Raw genomic sequence first — 17,913 nt, 5'->3', positions numbered from 1 at the left:
ATTTACAGTGGCAAGTGGTCATTCTGCGGCGCCGGGCAGAACAGGGCGCGGCGCCCGGATAAGGCGCCGGTCGAGACCCGCGGGCAACGCCTCGAACTGCTCCAGCGACAGCCGCGGCACCCCGCTGCAGTCCCAGAGCAGGATTTTGATCCTGTCACCACGGCACGAACGGAACACCACCATCACGCCCGCGCCCGGTGTAGAGCCGAGCTCGCCCTGCGCGATAGCCGCCAGAGCGTCATGGCCTTTGCGGATGTCCACGGGCCTCGTCACAATCATGATCCGCACCGTCTGCTCCGGGAGGATCACAGCACGGCCTCAATGCCGCCACCCGCGCCGCCACCCGCGCCGCAGCCCGAGCCGGGCCGCATCCGCTGACAGGTCACGGGCAAGGGATGGGCAAACGCGCGGGCGGCTCCGGAGCCGCGACGACCCGCAGCACGAAGGCAGGCATGTTCGCGGGAGTATCCGCCCCGGGCAGAACGACCTGCCCCGTGCGCGCCAGCGCCCGCCAGCCCGACAGATGCCGCGCGATCACGCCGCATCTGGCCGCAGGGTCGCATACCCGCCCGCCGGGCCAAAGCTCTCTGCCACGATCCGCGCCTTCAGATCATTCGCCCAGGACCGGTCGGCCCATCAATCACCTGGATCCGAGGCAGGCCAGGCGATCCGCAGACCTCCATCCGGTGCTCAGTTTTCTGCACCACTGCAAAACTCCCCCAAGCTCACTTGCGGCTCGCATGCAAGAAGCAGAACAAAGCCAAAACAAAGGGCGCCGCGCACCGCTTACGCGTCTCCCAGGGGAAGGCCACATTCAACACCGATTGGCATCCCGGCGCGGCTTCACCGGCCCGACTGTCAGATTGATCGAAGACCCTTGGTGACCAGTGCCAAGGCCACCTGCAGCGAACTTCGCTCCCGCAACTTCAGGCAAAACCAGTTTGCCCTTTCAAGCCGGCGTCCATCGGAACCGCCAAAAGCACTACAAACCAGGCTGCCGCTATACTGCGCTGAGAATGGCATTTCCCGTGCAAATCTCACCACGGACCGCATCGCTGATTGCGGCTTCAGCGGGCAGGAGTCGGCACAGATCGGCGCTGACACAGGGCAAAACTGTAGGTTTGCTCAGTTGTCACCGATCTTCGACAGATCAGCGTTCAGAACTGTGTTGTGATGTTGAGGAAGTAGCCCTTATCCGGGCTTTCGATCTTGCGCAGGTCGTCACTGACGGTGCCCCAGAGATAGCCGCCTCCGACGCGGATATTGTCGCCGAAAAGGCGGTAGACGCCGAGAAGGGCAGCTTTCTCGGTGATGTTGGTGCCCGGGGCCCAGAGGCCGCGGATCTCGGCCATCACGTCCCAGTTATGGACAATGTGGTAATCGGCGCGCAGCACGGCGAGATGCGCCTCGGAGCGCGTGAAGTCATTGCTACCACGATCGGCAGCCTCGCGCATCCGGTAGCCGTATTTTGCGCCCAGCGTCCAGACCGGGTCGGCCTTCCAGCTGATCGCGGCGTTCACGATATGGCTTTTCTGGCGCGGGCCATCGACATTGCCGTCGATATTCACCTGATCCGCGCCGGGCAGGTCATGCAGATACGTATAGCTGAACAGCGCATTGATCCGGTCATTTTCCACCGGGCGCCAGGCATAGCCGATCCGCGCCTCGACATAGCGGCCATCGCGGAACGAGGACTGGTCGCTGTCGGAGATCACTGCATCCAGCGAAGAGACAAACCGCCAGTCCTCTGAGACCTTCGTCTCGTAAAAGCCCGAGACCAGCCAGGTGTCGCGATCCAGCGCATTGCTGGGCCGATTGGAGTTCTCATTGGTCCATTCGCCGCGCAACCCGGCCGAGACCAGATCAGCCTCTGTGTAGCGCAGACCAAGCGAAAACCCGCGCCGCTCAAGCCTGGTGCCATCCTCTTCGCGGCTCTCGCCGAATTGCAGCGTGCCGTCATATTTCCACCGCTCGGAGGGCGTATAGGTCACGCCATAGCCCGAGGTCAGCGAGGGCCTTGTGCCAAGCGCGCTATAGGTGCTTTCCGACAGATAGGACCAGCGGTCATTCACCCTGGAACTGGTGCCGAAGACAAGGCTGCCCCTGTCGCGCCCGGAAAAGTCGTTCGCATCAAAACGGCGCAGCGGATCAAGCCGGTAGCCGATGGTGGTGGTGGTGGTGTCATTCGGGCGATAGCCAAATTCCAACCGCCCTGCCCCGCCGAGACTGCCATCCGATGCTTCGGCCAGCAGGGTCACACGCTCGCTCAGCCGGGTCGAGAAACCGGCGCCGATCCGGTCATTGCTGCGCCGGGACGCATCATGCGCCAGCGTCACCTGGCCAAACCCCCAGACCGAGAGGTCCTCATCGCGCTTCCAGGTCAGCCGCAGGGCCGCATCGGTGCGTTTGCCGTAATCCACAAGTGTCGATGAGGGGACGGACTCGCGGCGATCATCATGCGCGACTTCCCCCTCAAGCGTCCATTGTTCATCAAGGCGATGCGCAAAGCCGATCCGGGCTGTTTCCTTGCGCTTGCCATTGTCATCCCGGAAACCCTCTCCGCCGAAGGTCAAATCGGTGCGGACAGAGACCGCCACCCGACCCGACAGGCCCCAGGCCTCCTGGTCATACTGGATATTGTCATCGGGCGAGGAGAACCCCGCCTCTTTGCGATCAAAGAAGGCCTCGACTTCGCCATCAAGCCCCAGGAAGGCAAGATCCGTTCGGCCGGCGATCCTCCAGGCATCCGCCCGCAGCCCCGGCAGACCATAGCTGGGATTGCCGGGTTCCAGATCCAGCCCGCCATTCAGCGAGAAGCCTGAGCCAAAGCCCGGCCCTTCGCTGGTGGCATATTCCAGCGAGAGCTCGCGCGCCTCACCGTCACGGATCAGGATATCAATGCCGCCAAGGTCGTTATCGGCCAGACCCGTCGTCTCGCGCAGCACCGTGGCGCCAAGGCGGAGATGGTCACTGACCCAGGTCTCGCCGCGGGCCCCTGCGGTATAGCCGTCAATATCGCCGGTGGCCGGCACATATTCATATTGCGCCACCAGATTGACGTCATAATCGCCCAATGGGTTATTGGTCACCAGACCATCGCCCCCGTCGTCGCCGAAAGCGGCGCGTTCAGGATCACCACGCCCTGCACCGGATTGATGCGATAATCAGTACCTTCGGCAAGACGGCGGCGCTGCACCACAAGGCCGGTGGTGCGCGAGCGGATCTCGACCCAGATGCTTTCGCTGTCGGCAAGAATATCCTGACGCGACAGGAAATAGGCCGAGCCGCCGGTCGCGCGCATCACATCGCGCTGCATCAGGCTGTCGGCCTGGGCGGCAAAGCCGGTAAATCGCAGTTTGGCCTCGCCGTCCCGGGTGACGTCGAGCGAGCGGTATTCGCCCGAAATCCCATAAAGCGCGCGCTCGCTGCGCACGGTCAGGTTCTGATCGGCCAGCGGCCGGAAATCGCCCCATTGCAGGTAGGAGCCGTCCTTCTCTGCCCGCAGGAAGAATTTGCCCGAGCTTGGCGCCAGATCGCTCATCCGGCTGTCATCGCCGAATGTGTTGAACACATCCTCGGATTTCATTTCGCGCAGCGTCTGATCCGGGTTCTTGCGGCCAAAGTTGCGGAACAGATCGCGCAGCTCCGCCTCCTGCGTGTCGACCGAAGCGGTGATCCGCGTACCATTCGCCAGGGTCCCCTGGGCAAAACCGGCGACGCGGCCCAGCTTCCAGGTCTCGCCGTCATGGCGCCCCACCGTCACATCGATGATGCCGGTCGCGAACCATTCCGATTTCTCGATCGTGACCGAACGGTCCATCGCCCGCCCGTCGACCGAGATCGCCACCGCATGGGTGCCGGGCGGCAGGATGCGCTGCACCACGAAACTGCCCGAGGGGTCCACCGGCACCGCCTCTCCCAGAACACTGACCGGCTGACCGGCAGGCGAATGGCCCGAGACGGTGATGGCGCCGCCCGTCACCGGAATGCCCCGCCGCGCCGTCATGTCGTCGCCTTCGCCCGCCGCAGTCACCGGCCCGGTCAGATCGGTCGGCAGCCGGCTGGTCGCGCGCGCCAGCACCAGGCTGCGCGTCTCATCACGCCGCCCGGCGCTGTCGGTCGCGCGCAGGAAGTAAAGATACGTGTCGCGCCCGCCTGAATCGGTGCTGGCGGCGGGCATGGTCCAGCCTGCCTCGCCATTGGCGGCTATCGGCACCAGTGCGACGGTACGTCCGCGCGTATCGGTGATGACCACTTCGGTCTTCACGATCCAGGCCGGGTAGTTTGAGGATGCCCGGAAACGCACCACCTCACCGGCGACAAAGCTCTCGCGCAGGTCGCTGGTGGCAACCGCCAGCCGTGGCCGCGCGCCCAGCCCGTCATAGGTCAGATCGACGCCTGCTATATCCAGCAGCCGGTCAATCTCACGCAACTCCTGCGGCCGCGCCGGAGCGCCCGCAATCGTGCGCCGTGTCGCGCCCTCTCCTGCCGCCACACCGTCGATCGAGATTGAAAACCCGATCTCGCCCAGGTCCGGCGCCGGTCCGTCTGACACATTGGGCTGAACGGGGCGGCTGACGACGGTGCCTGGATTGTAATGCCTGCAGTCGTTTTCGAAACCCCTGCCATCCGCCCGGCAGGCATCCTGCGCCCGCAGCCCGCCGCCGGGGATCATGATACAAACTGCCACACCACCCGCAAAAAGAGCCCGCAACGATCCGGTTCTGATCCATATTACCATCACTGCGCTCCTGCCCTCTGAACAAGGGTCTCTATGGTCAGCTTATAGCTACCCTGCTCACGCCACAGTGCCCGCAGCGCCCGTTCGACCAGGCGCAGCCGCTGTTGCGCCAGCTTATCGGGCTCCTCCCGGGCAAGCACATAGGTTATGCGCAGCATCGCACTGGTGCCCCGGATTGTAATGACCCATCAGTTTCTGCTCAAGTTAAGCCGCTAAGGCGAATGCCTGTGCTGGCGTTTTCATCTTCAGCGCCTGATGCGGGCGCTGATGGTTGTAGAAGCCGATCCATTCACCGATCGCGCGGGCGGCGTGCTGGATGCTGTCGAAGCGCTGGCGATGGACGCATTGCTCCTTCAGCGTCCGGATCACGCGCTCGACCATGCCATTTTGTTGCGGGCAATGCGGAGTGATGAACTCCTGCTTCAGCCCGTAGCCGCGCACCAAACCCGTGAACTTGCGACTGGTGAAGACCAGACCATTGTCCGACCGCAGCAGGAATGGCTCTGGCACCCGGCCGAGGGTGCCGAACCGGGTGATCAGCGCATGCTCCAGCGCACTGGCGGCCGTCGTGGCCTTGCCGGATCGGGACAGGTGCCAGCCGAGCAGTTCGCGTGTGTGGCAGTCGATGACGAGGGCAAGGGTAGTCCAGCCGTCGCGCCCGGCCCAGACCCGGCACATGTCGGTCGACCACCGCTCGTTCGGCGCGGCGGCCACCGAAGGGATCGCTTCGATCCGCGGTCGCATGCCCAGAACCCGCTTGCGGACCTGCCAGCCCTTGAGCCGGAAGATCCGCTGAACCGTGTTCTTGTTGAACCCCAGCAGCCAAGCGACCGTGCGGTAGCCGAAGGACGGATTGCTCTCGATCATCGCTTTGATCGGTTCGGCGAAGCGCGCTGCGATCTTCGGCGCCCCCTTCGTCGGCAGATAGTAGACCGTGCGCCGCGGGACGCCAAACCAGGCGCAGAGTTTCGTCAGCGGCACGGCAAACCCTTCCGCGAGCAGGCCCCGGTGAATGCTGCGGATCATTTCTCGTCCTGAGCATCCAGCAGGGCCTGGAACTTTTTTCGCGCACGCAGCTCCAGCATCGCCTCGCCATAGGCCTCCTGCAGGTCCTTCAGCTGCTTCTCGTATTGCTCCCGGATGTCGAGCGGGTTCGCCCGCAGAGAATTCTCCATCCCGCGCTTCGCGTCATCGACCCAACCCTCGATCTCCGAGGGCGACAGATCAAACGACCGGCTCGCCTCCGCAACGGTCGTCTTGCCTTGAATGATCTCGATCACCAGCGCTGTCTTGCGCTTCGCGGTCCACCGTTTGACGCCGTCTTCCATACTCACACTCATTGCTACCTGTCTCCTTATAGCATGAGCAGAAGTTCAGTGGGGCGTTACAATCGTTTTAAAAGAATTGCTGGCAAAGTTGCCCGACACATCGATATCGACCTGGTCGTCATGCGCCAGCGAGAATGTGTAATTCCCGGGTTGGGGAAACTGAACCCTTGCCCAAAGCACGCGCCCCTGAACCCGGGCAATACATGACGCGCTCCCTGGGGCGTCCTCGTAGTTGCACAGGGTATAATCCAAGGCCCGGAAATTTATACTATTACTCGTCCCTGATCGCGCTACATTAATGACATTGCTTGAGAAATTCTTCAGCGTCACAAGGGGGGCGCCCTCATCATTTTCGTAGTGTGGGTTTCCGAGTGGCAAGGGAACACGTTCATTGCCGCGGAAATCCTCCCAAACGACCTGCGCCATGGCGCGGCCCGGGCTGAAAGCGAAGAGCAAAGCGCAAATCGCCAGAATGGCTTGCGCAAGGCAGCGTTTAAGGACAGAGAGCAACCCCGTCATATGCGGCCCGGGACTTAACGCCGGCCTTTTGTAATGCCGTGCCTTTATGGCCTGGGGTGCTTCAGGGGAGACGGTCTCGCAGTCGCATAATGCATAAGTCATAGCGCCTCGGAAACATGTATTGAACAATGTAAAAGGCTATGGGTCTGCGTAACGGCAACGTATCATGTGATGATTAGATCTACGCATATTTGTCCGTTCAGCACAACATATTTAAAGAGGTGCCTGATCCGGCGGTTTGTTGGTGCGATATTTTCTCTGAAATGGAAGGAGTCGCTTTGGGACTAATGAGTCATTGGTGTGAGGTTTTCCCCTCTTCCTTAGGTCATGTTGACAAATGGCGGAGCCAGAGCCTGATGCAGGCGACGTCGACGAAGCCCAGGAAGCTTTCGGCGGTTTTGTCGTAGCGGGTTGCAAGGCGGCGGCTGTTTTTCAGGTTGTTGAAGCAGCGCTCGACCATGTTGCGCAGGGTATAGATGGTCATGTCGACAGCCTTGCGCACCCTTCGGTTCTTTCGCATCGGTATCATGGGCAGGGCGTTGCGGCTCTCGATGTCTTCCCGAATTTTATCAGAGTCATAGCCCCTGTCGGCGACCAGAACTGTCGGTTGGGGCAGATTGTCAGCCATCACCAGATCATAGCCGGTGTAGTCGGAATCCTGCCCCGGCGTGATCTCGGTCCTCATCGGGAGGCCTGCGCCGTTGACGCGGAGATGGATCTTGGTCGAGAAGTGGAAGGTGGTCCAGAAAACGATCCAGTGGATCGTTTTCCCACCGGACGCTCTCGAACGGCCAGGAGCCTCTTGTCAGCAGTCCCCCTTTTGCGCCCGCCGCATGATGATGAGCGCGGATCACAGTGCTGTCGACCATCTGGAGCTTGTCTGGCGCGATCCCAGCGTGGTTCAGCGCATCCAGGATATCCTCCCACAATCCCGCCAAAGTCCACCGGCGGAACTGACGGTAGACCGAGGACCACTTGCCAAACTCTTTGGGCAGATCACGCCATGGCGCACCAGTCCTTGTGATCCAGGAAATTCCATCGAGAACAAGACGATGGTCCGCAGGTTTCCGCCCGTTAGAGTGCCGGGCGGCACGAATGAAGCCCTCGAAGAAGGTCCACTCATAGTCGGATATCAGGTTGCGTGCCAAGCTCATCTCCCACGTAGAGATGAGCTTGAATCATAGGACGAATGCCAGCGGAATCCCTTTTGTCAACACGACCTAGCATTCCGGCCGCGCATGGCGGCGGCAGCATTGAGGAGTATAGCTCCGGTGACACCGTCCAGATCCGTGCGCGGGCCATATCTACCGCCGGAATTGCCGGTCCCCGGACGACAGAGCTGACCCTGCTGGTCGGTGGCAGCCTCGACCTGCCGGCGGCGCTGGATCAGGAGGCGATTTCGATCACGCCGCTTCTCGGTGGCGCGCTAACCTGTCGCGCTCGATGGCCGACAAGTTCCTGACCGAGGCCAAGGGCGCGATCTTCTCTGCCTTCGGGGTGCTGCCCGGCCTGCAATACCCTGCCACCACCGGCCCGCTGGTGCGGGAAGCGCAGCGGCATCTGGCCCAGCTGATCCTGCAACCCATCGCCATGCTGATGGCCGAGGAAGCCACCGGTAAACTGGGCAATCGCGTCCTGATCGACGTTGTTCGCCCCATGCAGGCCTATGACGCGGGCGGCAAGGCACGGGCGCTGGCGACGATGATCGAGGCGCTTGCACGGGCGCGGGAAGCAGGGATCGAGGGCGCGACCTTGCAGGACGCGCTGGCCTTCATCGACTGGCAGGACGAATAGGGCAGGATGCGCCCGGTGCTGACGACATGGCACCAGGCATCCCCGTTACTCGGTGAGTGGGGAAACCCCGAGAGAGCGCGGTCCAGCCTTCAGGGGGCGCGGCGCTTACTTCTTAGCTCTTATCTGATTGCCGGTGGTGGCTTGAGGTTCGTCTCAAGATTTTCAGCTTGTGCCAGAAATGACGCCATCTGAACAAGACGTCCCTCTAACTCTTCCGCGCCAAGCCCCTGAAGCGATCCAAGAGAATGACTCGCCTGCTGCCTTAATGCCTGAGTAACTTCGATGAGGGTTTCAAACTCACGCTGTTTCCCTTCCCACATCGATGAATCTAAGGTTCCATTTCGCGCAAAATACACTTTCCACTCGGCTAACGTCCGACTTGCCCGCCCATGGAATGTGCTAAGTATTTTTTCAGTCGCAACGTGCCTCTCTTTGACACGTATCCTCATCTGGGCAATCTCCGTGCGCATGGCTCTGTCTTCGGATCGCCTTGAGACTCTGATCGCTCTGATCGAAACGATCAGAGATACGGCAGCAATGATTAGGGTAAGGAGAGTGTCCCAATTCGAAACGAGGAAGCTGTAAACGCCCGAGGCTATTTGGTTCATTTCATCAGGCATCTACGTTGGCCCCACGTTCGCGCTGTTCATCAATCAGCCTGCGGATAAACTCTGGGCGCGTGGGTTCTGGATTGAGCTTCGACCTCTCTTCATCGACCCATGCAAGAACCTGCGGTGGGAGACGCAGAGTGATCGGCGTGGCATTTGTCCTAGGACGGCCCCCTTTATTCTTTTCGGTTTTCAATGTTGACAACCCATCGCTCCGCTGCATAGGTTGATAATGTCGAAAACGACACGGGCTGACAAGGTGGTGGAACACCCTGCCAGCCCTAACCGTAACGCTGTTTCTGGAGGAAACACCGCATGGCTATCCATTGCCATACCGGACAGGCATTGCCTGCCGCAACCCTTTCCGAAATCCACGACATGCTCTCGCTGGCGCTCGACGCCACCGCCCGCCCGAACGGCTACAGCCAAGGCGAACGTGAGGCCCGATCCTATGTCCGCTCGGCCCTGCGCCGCACCGAAAAGCTGATGGGGGTGCAGGCATGACCGTGCGCATTTCCGAAGTGCATTCCGATGCCGTGGTCCTCTCGGATCTTTGCAACCTCGCCGCGCGGATAGCCTGCGAAGAGCCAGGCTGGGAGCTTTCGGCGCTGCTGGTCGCAACGGCACATCTGGCGGAACGTGTCGCCGACCGCCTCGACCGGCACGGCTATGAGGCCCGCCCGGAGGTGCATCATGCAGCGGCGTAGTTTCATCACTTCCCTGCCTGCTGTGGCGCTGGCCGCCCCGGCTTATGCGGCCTCTTCGCCTTCCCTGAGCAGGGACGATCAGATTTCCCGTCATTGTTCTGAGCTGGCAAGATTGCTGGCGGAAACAGTTCCATCGGGCACGGCTCTCACCGGCTGCGCTATCGTGCTGGGGCTGAGTCCGCCCTTGGGTAACTTCATCCACCTCACTGCCAAGGCCATAGGGCAGCCCCGGAGCAACGAGCAGTTCTGGAACTGTCGTCATGCGGAAGAGTGGGTTTTCCACTCACCTTGAGCGCTTCACGCCAATCTGGGCGGAATAGGTTCGCTGGCGGCACGATCATGCCGCAAATGGTCTGTTGACATTATGATGGATCGGGGCATATGGTCATTTAACCATATGAGGCTGAGATGAACATCTTCCACGAAAAATTCTCGACCGGACAGGTGGTGGAAGCCACCGGCGTTTCAAATGACACCCTGCAAAACTGGCTTAAGCGCAAGCTGATCGTTGGTCAGAAAGATATTGATGGTGGCGGCTCGCAGGGTCGCCATCGCCAGTTCACCTTCTTCAACCTGATCGAAATCGCGGCTGCGAAAGCTCTGATTGATGTGGGAATGACGGACCTGAAAGCAGCTTTCTACGCTGCCAGCCGCTTCTCGCATAGCGGTGACGAAGCGCGGGTTCCAGGGTGCCCGTTCAACAAGGGCTACGGCATCACGCTGCTGGTGGCCGGGCAGGGTTGGGCGCGTGAAGTTTTCCTTTCGGAGAACGAAACCGCGCTCGATTTTTACACCCAGAACATCCAGTCCAGCGCGGTTGGTGCCACGATTGTAAACATGAGCCGAGTGTTCGATCTGGTAACCACCCGCGCCGGTTTCCACCCAGAAGCTGTTCTTGAAATCGCGTATCCGAAAGACGCAGAAGACTGATGAGTATCTCCGCTCCGATCCTTGCCAGCGAAACGAGCGCGGCCCGCCTTCTTGATATGAAGGTGGCCGAGTTCCGTTCGTTGGTTGAGGCGGGGCACTTGCCGCGCGGGCGTGAAATTGCTCCCGGCGTCTACCGCTGGATTACAGACGATTTGCGCCGCATTGCCAGCGGCGAAGCCTCTGAAGGTATGGGGGATGTAACTTGGTAGCCAAGAAATTCCTCTGGCGGCACCCCGAGGGTCGTATTTATGTCCGGCTCAAAGGCAAGCTGCACCGCATCACCGCTGCGGAGGGCACTGCCGAATTCGACCGCCAGTATTGGGAAATCCTGACGGGCAAGCGGATGCAGGCCAAAATTTCATGGGCGGCGCTCCTGGATGATTACCGTAAGTCCGGCCGCTGGACCGGCCTCAAGCCGCGTACCCGGCAGGACTATGACAAGGTGATGGATTATCTGCGCGAGAAGATCGGCACCCGAGATGTGAAGTCCCTGACGCGGGCTGACGTAATCGGGGCGCAGAAGGCGAACGCGCATCGCACCCGCTTTGCGAATTACATCCCTCAGATGCTGGTTGTTCTCTGCGAACATGCCATTGATCTGGGCTGGATCCAGAACAATCCGGCGAAAGGTGTCCGGGCGCTTAAGACCCCGACCGAGCGGCAGCGCGAACATCTGCCTTGGCCGGATTGGGCGGTGGAGAAGTTCCGCACCGATGCCGAGGGCCTGCCGCGCCTGATCTTCGAAATTGGCGTGGGCAGCGTCCAACGCCCCGGCGATTGGGTTGGCTTCCGCTGGGGCGACTATGACGGTGATTCCCTGACACTTCGCCAGAACAAGACCGACAAGCCGCTGGTGTTGCCCTGCACCGAACAGCTCAAGGCCTCACTGGACCGCACCAAGGCGGCACTGGGCGCAGTTCCCATTGCTGCCCGTCCGATACTTATCAAGCGGGACGGCAACCCGATCAGCTACCGATACATGGCTGATCTGATGTTGAAAGAGCGCAAACGGCTGGGGCTGGAAGCCTATGACCTTCACGCGCTGCGCTATCGCGGGGTGAAGGAGTTGGCATGGGCCGGATGCGATGATGACGAAATCGCCGCCTATTCCGGCCATGCCACCAAAGAGATGATTGCGAAGTACGCAGGCGAGGCCCGGCAGGAAATGCGGGTGCGTCAAGCGCGGGGGAAACGGCAATGAACAGAACAGGCACAGAACAGAAACCTGATACCCTAGATGATACCCTCGGGCCGGTCATGTCTGCTAAGTCATTGAAAAATATGGAGGCGGGTACCGGAATCGAACCGGTCTTCACGGATTTGCAATCCGCTGCGTAACCTCTCCGCCAACCCGCCGTTGTCCAGATTGATCAATCGTTTAGACGACCATTGAAAAATCCGCAAGGCCCGCTCGCAACAATGTTCTCAATAACCCCGTTCTGGCCCTGTTCTGTTCTTGGCTAACAAGCCCCCCGTTTGCCAGAGGGGCGGCGTTGTTGCACTTATCGGCGAGGAGGATTCACGTGGTGCATCGCGGCTGTTAGGCTATGGCTATGCCGAAGCCCTCTTCTCCCCGCTAGCGCAGGACGAACTGGCCTGACTACAATGCGGCCCTCCGCCGCCGCGGCTGGCTCTCGATCTGGTTCGATCCGGCGCTGGTCTGGAACGCTGCGAAGACTGGCAGGCGCGGTCCCCCTGAGACCTTCTCAGAGAGCGCGATCCAGATATGAGGAGGATCAGGAAACAGTCCGGGGGACTGTTTTCCCGACGATTGGCCTTACGCTGAAGGTGGTGTTCGGCCTGCCACTGCGGCAAACGGTGGGGCTGGTCGCCAGCCTGATCGGGATGGCGGGATTGGACTGGCCTGTTCCGGACTATTCCAGGCTCTGCCGACGTCAGGCACGGATTGTGGTGCAGATCCCCTGCCGCCGCCCGGACGGTCCCGTGACCCTGTTGGTCGACATCGAGCCGGTGAAGCGCCACCGGTTCGAGCGAACCGGCGAGGGGCATCAGGTTCCGCGGCGTGAGGAGGAATCGTGGCTGCAGTGCAGCCGCGTAAGTCCGACGCAGGGAGTGGCAGGCGCGCAAACATGGCGTGTCGCGCCGCAGGCAGTGGCGCAAGGTCCATATTGGCATGGAGGCGCAGACCGGTGATGTCCGGGCCGTCGAATTTACGTCCGGTCGACAAGGCGACAGCCCGATGCTGCCAGACCTGCTGGCGCAGCTCCCCCAGGAGGAAGAGACCGGCTCGGTCACGGCCGACGGTGCTTATGACACCAGGCGATGCCATGGCGCGATCGTCGAACGGGGAGCCGAAGCGCGCATCCCTGTCCGCTGCAACGGCCGCGCGTGGAAAGAGGATTGCCCTGCTGCCCGCGTCCGAAACGACATCCTGCACGAAACACGACGCCCCGGACGCGCCAACTGGAAGCGATCAGTCGGCGACCATGTCCGAAGTCGGGTCGAGGCGCGGATGACCTGCCTCAAGGCCTTTGGCCAGCGCATCGCCTCACGCGACCCAGATCGGCAAACTGCAGAGATCCAGATCCGCATTGTGTCGCAGGTTCTCTCGAACCAGTGGCGTTCACCTGCTCCGCATGAACAAATATAATGCTCGCGGCACCGCCGGGATCATTGCCGTGGGCTGAACGTCACGCGGGTAAGGCGCAGATCCGCTTCCAGCCGATTAGCGCAACAACGCCGTCGCAAATGAGGATCGTCGAAAATCTCGGCATCGGCCTTGTCCATCTGTTGGTAAGCACCTGCGCGCGGCGTCACAACAGATCAGCGCCTTTCACATCGTCCAGAGACACACCGCCTTCCCAGAGGGCGACGCATGACCGGACAGCTGATGTCAGTTCTCCCGAGGCCAGCCAGGCCTCCGCTATACGAGACCCGTACCTGCATCTCCTGTGCTGTGTCATCAACCAGATCCTGCCGACATCCATGTCCGGGCCAGCGGAGAGCCTCCCCAGAACGACAAGTTCGACGATCGCGTCTCCGGTCCCGGTCACCGCTGCAGGAGCGAGTTGATCGACACGCTGCGCGCCCACTCTGGTGCAGATCGGCATCGCAGAGGCCTTGCGACAGGACTCGGTGCAATCCCCTGTCTGGGTTCATTCAGCACGGCGCCGCTCTCACGCGCGTCATGGGTGGGTGCCTGATGCGGCCGCCCTCAACCGCCGCGTCGAGCAGGCTGATCTCCAAGGGCGTCATCTTGCTCATTCTCATACTTTCCGCAGGGTCATTTCATCTCTCAGGGAACCAGATCGCTGTCTGCTGGTTTTCCCCGTGACAACCGATGAACCACATCGGACCGTCGTCTTCCCTGTTGGACTTGCGGGGCGCTCAGGGAATGGGGCGCCCCGCTTCTTTCATGCTTCCTGACGCCTCCCTGGCCTGTCGCGTGGCGCGGGGGCTAAAGACGGGTAAGCACCTCCCCGCCGGTGACCAGCAGCGACCCAACCTCTGCTGCACTGATCGGCCCGACGTGGCTTTCTTCGCGCCCCGACGGCTATCCCCTTGGGCCGTCGCCCCGGGCCGGCGCCGCCTGCGTCGGTTCGGATTTCAGAAAGCAGACGTCGCAAACGCCAGGCCAGCGCCTCCTGACGGCAACTGGCTGCAAGCCCGAGGCGCAGCGCCGCCCCCGGGCATGCTGTGAGATCGGAGCCGCAGGCCCCCGGTAGTCGCGCGGGCGAGCATACCAAACATCATGTTCCGCCCCTTGCGACCGCCATGGTCTCGCGGACCGGTGGCGTTCCCATAGCTCAATGTCGCAGATGGCGTGCGTGCAGATGGGCATCCCCCGTTCCTGCGCCCCGGCTCTGCGACCAATTCCGCGCGAACCGTCGGACAGCATCGTATCCACCCTCGCAGCCAGGCCCAGACAGGTCTTCGAAGATCCGGATCAGCGTCAGCCGTTCCCGCGACGACTTGGCCGCGTTGGACGACAGGAACTGTTCCATCTGCCCCGGCAGGGCCCGATCCACGGCATCGGCCGCCGCTCGCGCTCATAGCTGAAGTCTGTCTCGTCAGACCGAAAGATCTTGCGCACACCTCAGCAATTGCCCGAACCAATGGCGCAACGGCTTCGATGCGCGACACGCGCAGCTCCCGCACGATCCTCTTCATCGATCACCCTGTATGCGGAAGGCCCGCCACAGCTGCGCGCTCGTACCCACCCGCTGCCCCCTCCGTTCGCTGCCCCGCAACGACCGGTTCGACAGAACCTCAGGGGCAGGGCAAAACTGGACGCTGATACCCCGCCTCATGAGTTCATTTTTTGTACGCCGAAACACAGATGCGCCTTAAAAGGTTAAGGGCAATAGCGAACAACATCCTGAAAATAAAAGAAATTTCGGATTGATCAGCGGCTGCCGCGCAGACAGCGAAACCGGGCTGATGATCGTCTCAGAAAAGAGATCGTCGCAATTCGACATCGACACTGCGGCTTCCGCCAATACCGAAGTCGTTCGCAGCAAACGCCAGGAGATGCTGGCTCCGGGCCTCAACGACAGCATCAAAGACAGTCTCGTGACGCCAGGTGACCAGTTCCGCGTGATCCGCCCGCTGGCCTCGAACCCGCTGGTATTCCTTTATCTGGCCCTTGATCGCAGCACCGCCAATCCCGGCAGGGCGTGGATCGCTGTCAAAGGCCTCGCAGGGCAAGATCAGGATCTGACAGCGATCCCCCTCTGGACAGGGGCACGCCATCACGCCGGGCCTTTGTCTGGCCGGCCCCTGCCCGCAGACCCGGGTCGGCAGCCCTGCCCGTCAGCGTTTGGGCTTTGATTTCCAGCTGTCGAGCCAGGCGCGCAGCCTGCCCCAGATGCCCTTTGCCCCCGCCCGCATGTCGTCAACGCCGGAATCGACGCGGTCGAACGCCAGTTCGGCCCTGACCATGGCCGGGTCGATCATCCTCTCGCGAAACTGCATCCACATGCGGCGGAGCATGAACAAAAGGAATGCCAGCACCAGAAGGATCACAATCGAGACCCAGGGGATTACGGTTACATCCGGGCCCGCCACCCGCTTTGCCGAAACGGCATTGGGGAAAATGGTAAAGAACTTGTTGCGCCAGCCGTAATGCGTCACCTCGACCCAGACCGGGTCGGCGGGGGTCGAGACCAGATCCTTTGCCCGCGTCTGCAGCCCGAAACTGTCGATCTTGAAATAGGGCGGCCAGCCCCAGCCGGTATCCTCGTTGCGATACTCCATCGGGCTGCCACCAGGCGTCACCGCATTGATAAAGAATACATCGCGCGAGGTGGAATTGGTCATACCGACCTCTGCCCGGCTCCAGAACAGGGAGTTTTCGCCAATATCGACGCGTCGGTTCTCGGTGCCGACGATGCGCACGATGTCATGTTGCGGCAAATTGTAATGCAGGAAGCTGCCCACCAGAAGAATGACAGCCAGCCAGAGGGTCCATTTGACGTAGCGCATAGGGTCAGAACCAGTTCACATAAAAGAAGATCGCGTTAAAGGCGACCATGGGCAGGATATAGATAAGCCATAAAAGCCGCCGTTTCAGCCCCTTTTCATAGGCCTGCATCCCGCGCTCGATAAAAGTGGCGCGGTCGCCTTCCAGCGCGCGCGCCTGCCAGTGCTTTTCAAGCTTTTCGCGCCGGACCGAGCGGGAATAGATTGATGCAAGAAAATAGGCGATCGTCAGTCCGATCAGCATGAAGAAAGCAAGTCTGATCCAGCCGATGATCATGCGGGTTCCCCGTCTCCGTTCTGCATCCTGCGCCTCTCTGTCTGGCCAGACGGCCCGGCCTCTGTGACATGGCGCGGCGCCCCTGTTCCGGAGACCTGCGCCTGGCCTGCCCGGGTCACCGTCTGGCGCCCCTCCGGAGAGGGATTTGCCCCATGGCCCCGCCGCAATCCGGTTCCCCTGCATTCCGGCGCCTGTCCCTTCTCCGGCCCGCATCCCTGCTCCGGTCCGTGGCACGGGTTTCAACTCGGGCCGCGCAAGCTCGTCCATTTTCGGCTCTGATCCGAACAATGTCTCACGCGCGCCCTCCTTGTCGACCATATATTCGCGTGCGAGAAAATCGGCCACATATTGCCGCTTCACCTCGGACCAGCCCCGATATTCCTCATAAAACCGCTCTTTATGGGTGATGAAGAGCTGGCGGATATCCATCACGGAAAGCTCTGAGAGCAGCATATTGACCAGATCGCGATCCGGGCCGGGCCGGGCGCGGATCGTGTAGAAATAGGCCGGATGCTCGCTGGAAATCCGCGGCCAGGGCCCGGCCTCTTCCACCCAGGACAGCATCGCGGCAAGGCCAAGGAATTCCTCGGGCAGCGCCTCACCCAGACGGTAAGCCAGCTTGCGCAATTCGGTCCGCCGCGCCGTGCCGACCTCGATCCCCAGCTGATCGGCAACGCTGACCAGAATGAAATCCATCTTCTGCCGGAGGATCGCCCCTGCCCCGGCGCCGCCCGGTCCGCCACCCCTCGCCTGCACCACAGGTTCGACCAGCTGATTGCGCTCCAGCCAGTCGGCGATGTGGTTGCGATGGCTGAAATCCATCACCTGCGCGATGGGCAGGGTGCCGAATTCCATCATCGGACGCCGGGTTATTGCGGCGGGAAACTTCTGCCCCTGGAAGATATAGATGCCGCCAAACAGGGCCGACCAGAAATCGGGCTGTTCAAAGGTCATCGCCGGCAGATTGATCGGCACCCGCGTCACATCGCCGGTGCGGGCAGCAAGCGCGATCATCTCTGCGATCAGCGACTCGTCGCGCCAGCCGTCAGGCTCGGCCCGGAACCGCTCGATCAGGGTCGTGAGCTTTTCGGCATCGGCGACATGGCCGCCGATCGTATCGGCCTCGACCGTGACGCGGCGCATGCGGAACAATTGTTCGGGCTTTTCGACCGAAAAGACCGAGCCCTGCAATTCACCTGCCACGACATCGCGGGCGGTAAGGGCAAAAAGCTGCGCCTCATTGGCCTCGATGAATTGCACGAGAATGCCGCGCGAGGTCGAGAATCGGATATTCAACAAAGGCGCAGATTTCTGCGCCGTGGTCAGCAGGATGAATTGTCGGTTGGCGCCATTCGGGTTGAGATACCAGGGATCATTGAGTTCCTCGCCGATCTCGGGCGAGAAGCCCGACAGGTCGATATGGAAATCTGTCAGGCTGGTTTCGCGCCCGATCAATGCCTTCAGCGCGCGGTTATAGCGGGCCACAAGCTGGGGCGAGGAAACCTCGATCAGGTTTCCATACATCAGCCCTTTTTCGATCAGGCGCTTCATGACTGACGCCCCTCAG

19 protein-coding genes, 1 tRNA gene and 1 pseudogene are annotated in these 17,913 nt (G+C 61.3%); 10 read left to right on the top strand and 11 right to left on the bottom strand.

Annotation, left to right across the window (positions count from 1 at the left end; translation table 11 throughout):
* Positions 1 to 18: 18 nt before the first annotated feature.
* The 7 genes from tnpB to QNO18_RS08575 form a co-directional block, all read right to left on the bottom strand.
* Positions 19 to 309, bottom strand: coding sequence for an IS66 family insertion sequence element accessory protein TnpB (gene tnpB / locus QNO18_RS08605; RefSeq protein ID WP_283177333.1), 291 nt, complete (start codon positions 307 to 309; stop codon positions 19 to 21).
* An 848-nt stretch (positions 310 to 1,157) separates the two neighbouring features.
* Positions 1,158 to 3,089, bottom strand: coding sequence for a hypothetical protein (locus tag QNO18_RS08600; protein ID WP_283177332.1), 1,932 nt, complete (start codon positions 3,087 to 3,089; stop codon positions 1,158 to 1,160).
* Entirely contained in the window at positions 3,086 to 4,741 is a 1,656-nt protein-coding gene (locus QNO18_RS08595; protein WP_283177331.1) for a hypothetical protein, read from the bottom strand. The genes QNO18_RS08600 and QNO18_RS08595 overlap by 4 nt, the downstream gene beginning before the upstream one ends.
* Positions 4,742 to 4,945: 204 nt before the next feature.
* Positions 4,946 to 5,767: an IS3 family transposase gene (locus QNO18_RS08590; RefSeq protein ID WP_283176385.1), complete on the bottom strand. Its 822-nt coding sequence runs from the start codon at positions 5,765 to 5,767 to the stop codon at positions 4,946 to 4,948.
* Positions 5,764 to 6,081, bottom strand: a complete 318-nt coding sequence (locus tag QNO18_RS08585) for a transposase (RefSeq protein WP_349293847.1) — start codon at positions 6,079 to 6,081, stop codon at positions 5,764 to 5,766. The genes QNO18_RS08590 and QNO18_RS08585 overlap by 4 nt, the downstream gene beginning before the upstream one ends.
* Before the next feature lie 33 nt (positions 6,082 to 6,114).
* Positions 6,115 to 6,588, bottom strand: a complete 474-nt coding sequence (locus QNO18_RS08580) for a hypothetical protein (protein ID WP_283177329.1) — start codon at positions 6,586 to 6,588, stop codon at positions 6,115 to 6,117.
* Positions 6,589 to 6,913: 325 nt separating this feature from the next.
* A protein-coding gene (locus QNO18_RS08575; protein WP_283176493.1) for an IS5 family transposase occupies positions 6,914 to 7,742 on the bottom strand; the annotation gives its coding sequence in 2 pieces (ribosomal slippage) (positions 6,914 to 7,393 and positions 7,395 to 7,742; 828 coding nt in all).
* Positions 7,743 to 7,795: 53 nt separating this feature from the next.
* On the opposite strand from QNO18_RS08575, the gene QNO18_RS08570 reads away from it, so the two are divergent.
* Both QNO18_RS08570 and QNO18_RS08565 read left to right on the top strand, forming a co-directional pair.
* The gene (locus QNO18_RS08570; RefSeq protein ID WP_283177328.1) at positions 7,796 to 8,050 is read left to right on the top strand and encodes a hypothetical protein; all 255 of its coding nucleotides are present in this window, start codon (positions 7,796 to 7,798) and stop codon (positions 8,048 to 8,050) included.
* A complete protein-coding gene (locus QNO18_RS08565; RefSeq protein ID WP_283177327.1) occupies positions 8,032 to 8,382 on the top strand; it encodes a hypothetical protein in 351 nt (116 codons plus the stop codon). The genes QNO18_RS08570 and QNO18_RS08565 overlap by 19 nt, the downstream gene beginning before the upstream one ends.
* A 119-nt stretch (positions 8,383 to 8,501) precedes the next feature.
* On the opposite strand, the gene QNO18_RS08560 is transcribed toward QNO18_RS08565, so the two are convergent.
* Positions 8,502 to 8,852, bottom strand: a complete 351-nt coding sequence (locus QNO18_RS08560; RefSeq protein ID WP_283177326.1) for a hypothetical protein — start codon at positions 8,850 to 8,852, stop codon at positions 8,502 to 8,504.
* 453 nt (positions 8,853 to 9,305) lie between these two features.
* Here QNO18_RS08560 and QNO18_RS08555 point away from each other — a divergent pair, with 453 nt between their 5' ends.
* The 6 genes from QNO18_RS08555 to QNO18_RS08530 all read left to right on the top strand — a co-directional run bounded on the left by QNO18_RS08555 (position 9,306) and on the right by QNO18_RS08530 (position 11,828).
* The gene (locus tag QNO18_RS08555) at positions 9,306 to 9,494 is read left to right on the top strand and encodes a hypothetical protein (protein ID WP_283177325.1); all 189 of its coding nucleotides are present in this window, start codon (positions 9,306 to 9,308) and stop codon (positions 9,492 to 9,494) included.
* Positions 9,491 to 9,697 carry a hypothetical protein gene (locus QNO18_RS08550; RefSeq protein ID WP_283177324.1) on the top strand — a complete coding sequence of 69 codons (207 nt, stop codon included), beginning with the start codon at positions 9,491 to 9,493 and terminating at the stop codon, positions 9,695 to 9,697. Before QNO18_RS08555 ends, QNO18_RS08550 begins: the two co-directional genes overlap by 4 nt.
* The gene (locus QNO18_RS08545) at positions 9,684 to 9,989 is read left to right on the top strand and encodes a hypothetical protein (RefSeq protein WP_283177323.1); all 306 of its coding nucleotides are present in this window, start codon (positions 9,684 to 9,686) and stop codon (positions 9,987 to 9,989) included. Before QNO18_RS08550 ends, QNO18_RS08545 begins: the two co-directional genes overlap by 14 nt.
* 116 nt (positions 9,990 to 10,105) lie before the next feature.
* On the top strand, positions 10,106 to 10,627 hold the full coding sequence (locus QNO18_RS08540; protein WP_283177322.1) for a MerR family transcriptional regulator: 522 nt from the start codon (positions 10,106 to 10,108) through the stop codon (positions 10,625 to 10,627).
* The gene (locus QNO18_RS08535) at positions 10,627 to 10,836 is read left to right on the top strand and encodes a hypothetical protein (RefSeq protein ID WP_283177321.1); all 210 of its coding nucleotides are present in this window, start codon (positions 10,627 to 10,629) and stop codon (positions 10,834 to 10,836) included. Before QNO18_RS08540 ends, QNO18_RS08535 begins: the two co-directional genes overlap by 1 nt.
* The gene (locus tag QNO18_RS08530) at positions 10,830 to 11,828 is read left to right on the top strand and encodes a tyrosine-type recombinase/integrase (RefSeq protein ID WP_283177320.1); all 999 of its coding nucleotides are present in this window, start codon (positions 10,830 to 10,832) and stop codon (positions 11,826 to 11,828) included. The genes QNO18_RS08535 and QNO18_RS08530 overlap by 7 nt, the downstream gene beginning before the upstream one ends.
* A gap of 81 nt (positions 11,829 to 11,909) precedes the next feature.
* Here QNO18_RS08530 and QNO18_RS08525 read toward each other — a convergent pair.
* Positions 11,910 to 11,983 (bottom strand) — tRNA-Cys (locus QNO18_RS08525).
* Positions 11,984 to 12,180: 197 nt separating this feature from the next.
* Here QNO18_RS08525 and QNO18_RS08520 point away from each other — a divergent pair.
* Positions 12,181 to 13,275: pseudogene (locus QNO18_RS08520) on the top strand (IS5 family transposase).
* A 1,714-nt stretch (positions 13,276 to 14,989) separates the two neighbouring features.
* Complete coding sequence (locus tag QNO18_RS08515) at positions 14,990 to 15,418, top strand: hypothetical protein (protein WP_283177319.1); 429 nt, start codon at positions 14,990 to 14,992, stop codon at positions 15,416 to 15,418.
* On the opposite strand, the gene QNO18_RS08510 is transcribed toward QNO18_RS08515, so the two are convergent.
* Both QNO18_RS08510 and QNO18_RS08505 read right to left on the bottom strand, forming a co-directional pair.
* The gene (locus tag QNO18_RS08510; protein WP_283177318.1) at positions 15,401 to 16,072 is read right to left on the bottom strand and encodes a DUF1523 family protein; all 672 of its coding nucleotides are present in this window, start codon (positions 16,070 to 16,072) and stop codon (positions 15,401 to 15,403) included. The genes QNO18_RS08515 and QNO18_RS08510 overlap by 18 nt on opposite strands.
* Before the next feature lie 4 nt (positions 16,073 to 16,076).
* Positions 16,077 to 17,897 carry a DUF6638 family protein gene (locus tag QNO18_RS08505; RefSeq protein ID WP_283177317.1) on the bottom strand — a complete coding sequence of 607 codons (1,821 nt, stop codon included), beginning with the start codon at positions 17,895 to 17,897 and terminating at the stop codon, positions 16,077 to 16,079.
* Positions 17,898 to 17,913: the final 16 nt, after the last annotated feature.

This window comes from Gemmobacter sp. 24YEA27, from assembly GCF_030052995.1.
Taxonomy (GTDB): domain Bacteria; phylum Pseudomonadota; class Alphaproteobacteria; order Rhodobacterales; family Rhodobacteraceae; genus Pseudogemmobacter.
This window is presented reverse-complemented; position numbering and strand designations above follow the sequence as displayed.

Excerpts from the sequence above, each read along its gene's own strand:
- QNO18_RS08595 (WP_283177331.1), bottom strand. The coding sequence starts at position 4,741 with ATGGTAATATGGATCAGAACCGGATCGTTGCGGGCTCTTTTTGCGGGT.
- QNO18_RS08585 (WP_349293847.1), bottom strand. The coding sequence starts at position 6,081 with ATGAGTGTGAGTATGGAAGACGGCGTCAAACGGTGGACCGCGAAGCGC.
- QNO18_RS08545 (WP_283177323.1), top strand. The coding sequence starts at position 9,684 with ATGCAGCGGCGTAGTTTCATCACTTCCCTGCCTGCTGTGGCGCTGGCC.
- QNO18_RS08505 (WP_283177317.1), bottom strand. The coding sequence starts at position 17,897 with ATGAAGCGCCTGATCGAAAAAGGGCTGATGTATGGAAACCTGATCGAG.
- QNO18_RS08535 (WP_283177321.1), top strand. The coding sequence starts at position 10,627 with ATGAGTATCTCCGCTCCGATCCTTGCCAGCGAAACGAGCGCGGCCCGC.
- QNO18_RS08510 (WP_283177318.1), bottom strand. The coding sequence starts at position 16,072 with ATGCGCTACGTCAAATGGACCCTCTGGCTGGCTGTCATTCTTCTGGTG.
- QNO18_RS08550 (WP_283177324.1), top strand. The coding sequence starts at position 9,491 with ATGACCGTGCGCATTTCCGAAGTGCATTCCGATGCCGTGGTCCTCTCG.
- QNO18_RS08560 (WP_283177326.1), bottom strand. The coding sequence starts at position 8,852 with ATGCGCACGGAGATTGCCCAGATGAGGATACGTGTCAAAGAGAGGCAC.
- QNO18_RS08580 (WP_283177329.1), bottom strand. The coding sequence starts at position 6,588 with ATGACGGGGTTGCTCTCTGTCCTTAAACGCTGCCTTGCGCAAGCCATT.
- QNO18_RS08540 (WP_283177322.1), top strand. The coding sequence starts at position 10,106 with ATGAACATCTTCCACGAAAAATTCTCGACCGGACAGGTGGTGGAAGCC.
- QNO18_RS08565 (WP_283177327.1), top strand. The coding sequence starts at position 8,032 with ATGGCCGACAAGTTCCTGACCGAGGCCAAGGGCGCGATCTTCTCTGCC.
- QNO18_RS08555 (WP_283177325.1), top strand. The coding sequence starts at position 9,306 with ATGGCTATCCATTGCCATACCGGACAGGCATTGCCTGCCGCAACCCTT.
- QNO18_RS08590 (WP_283176385.1), bottom strand. The coding sequence starts at position 5,767 with ATGATCCGCAGCATTCACCGGGGCCTGCTCGCGGAAGGGTTTGCCGTG.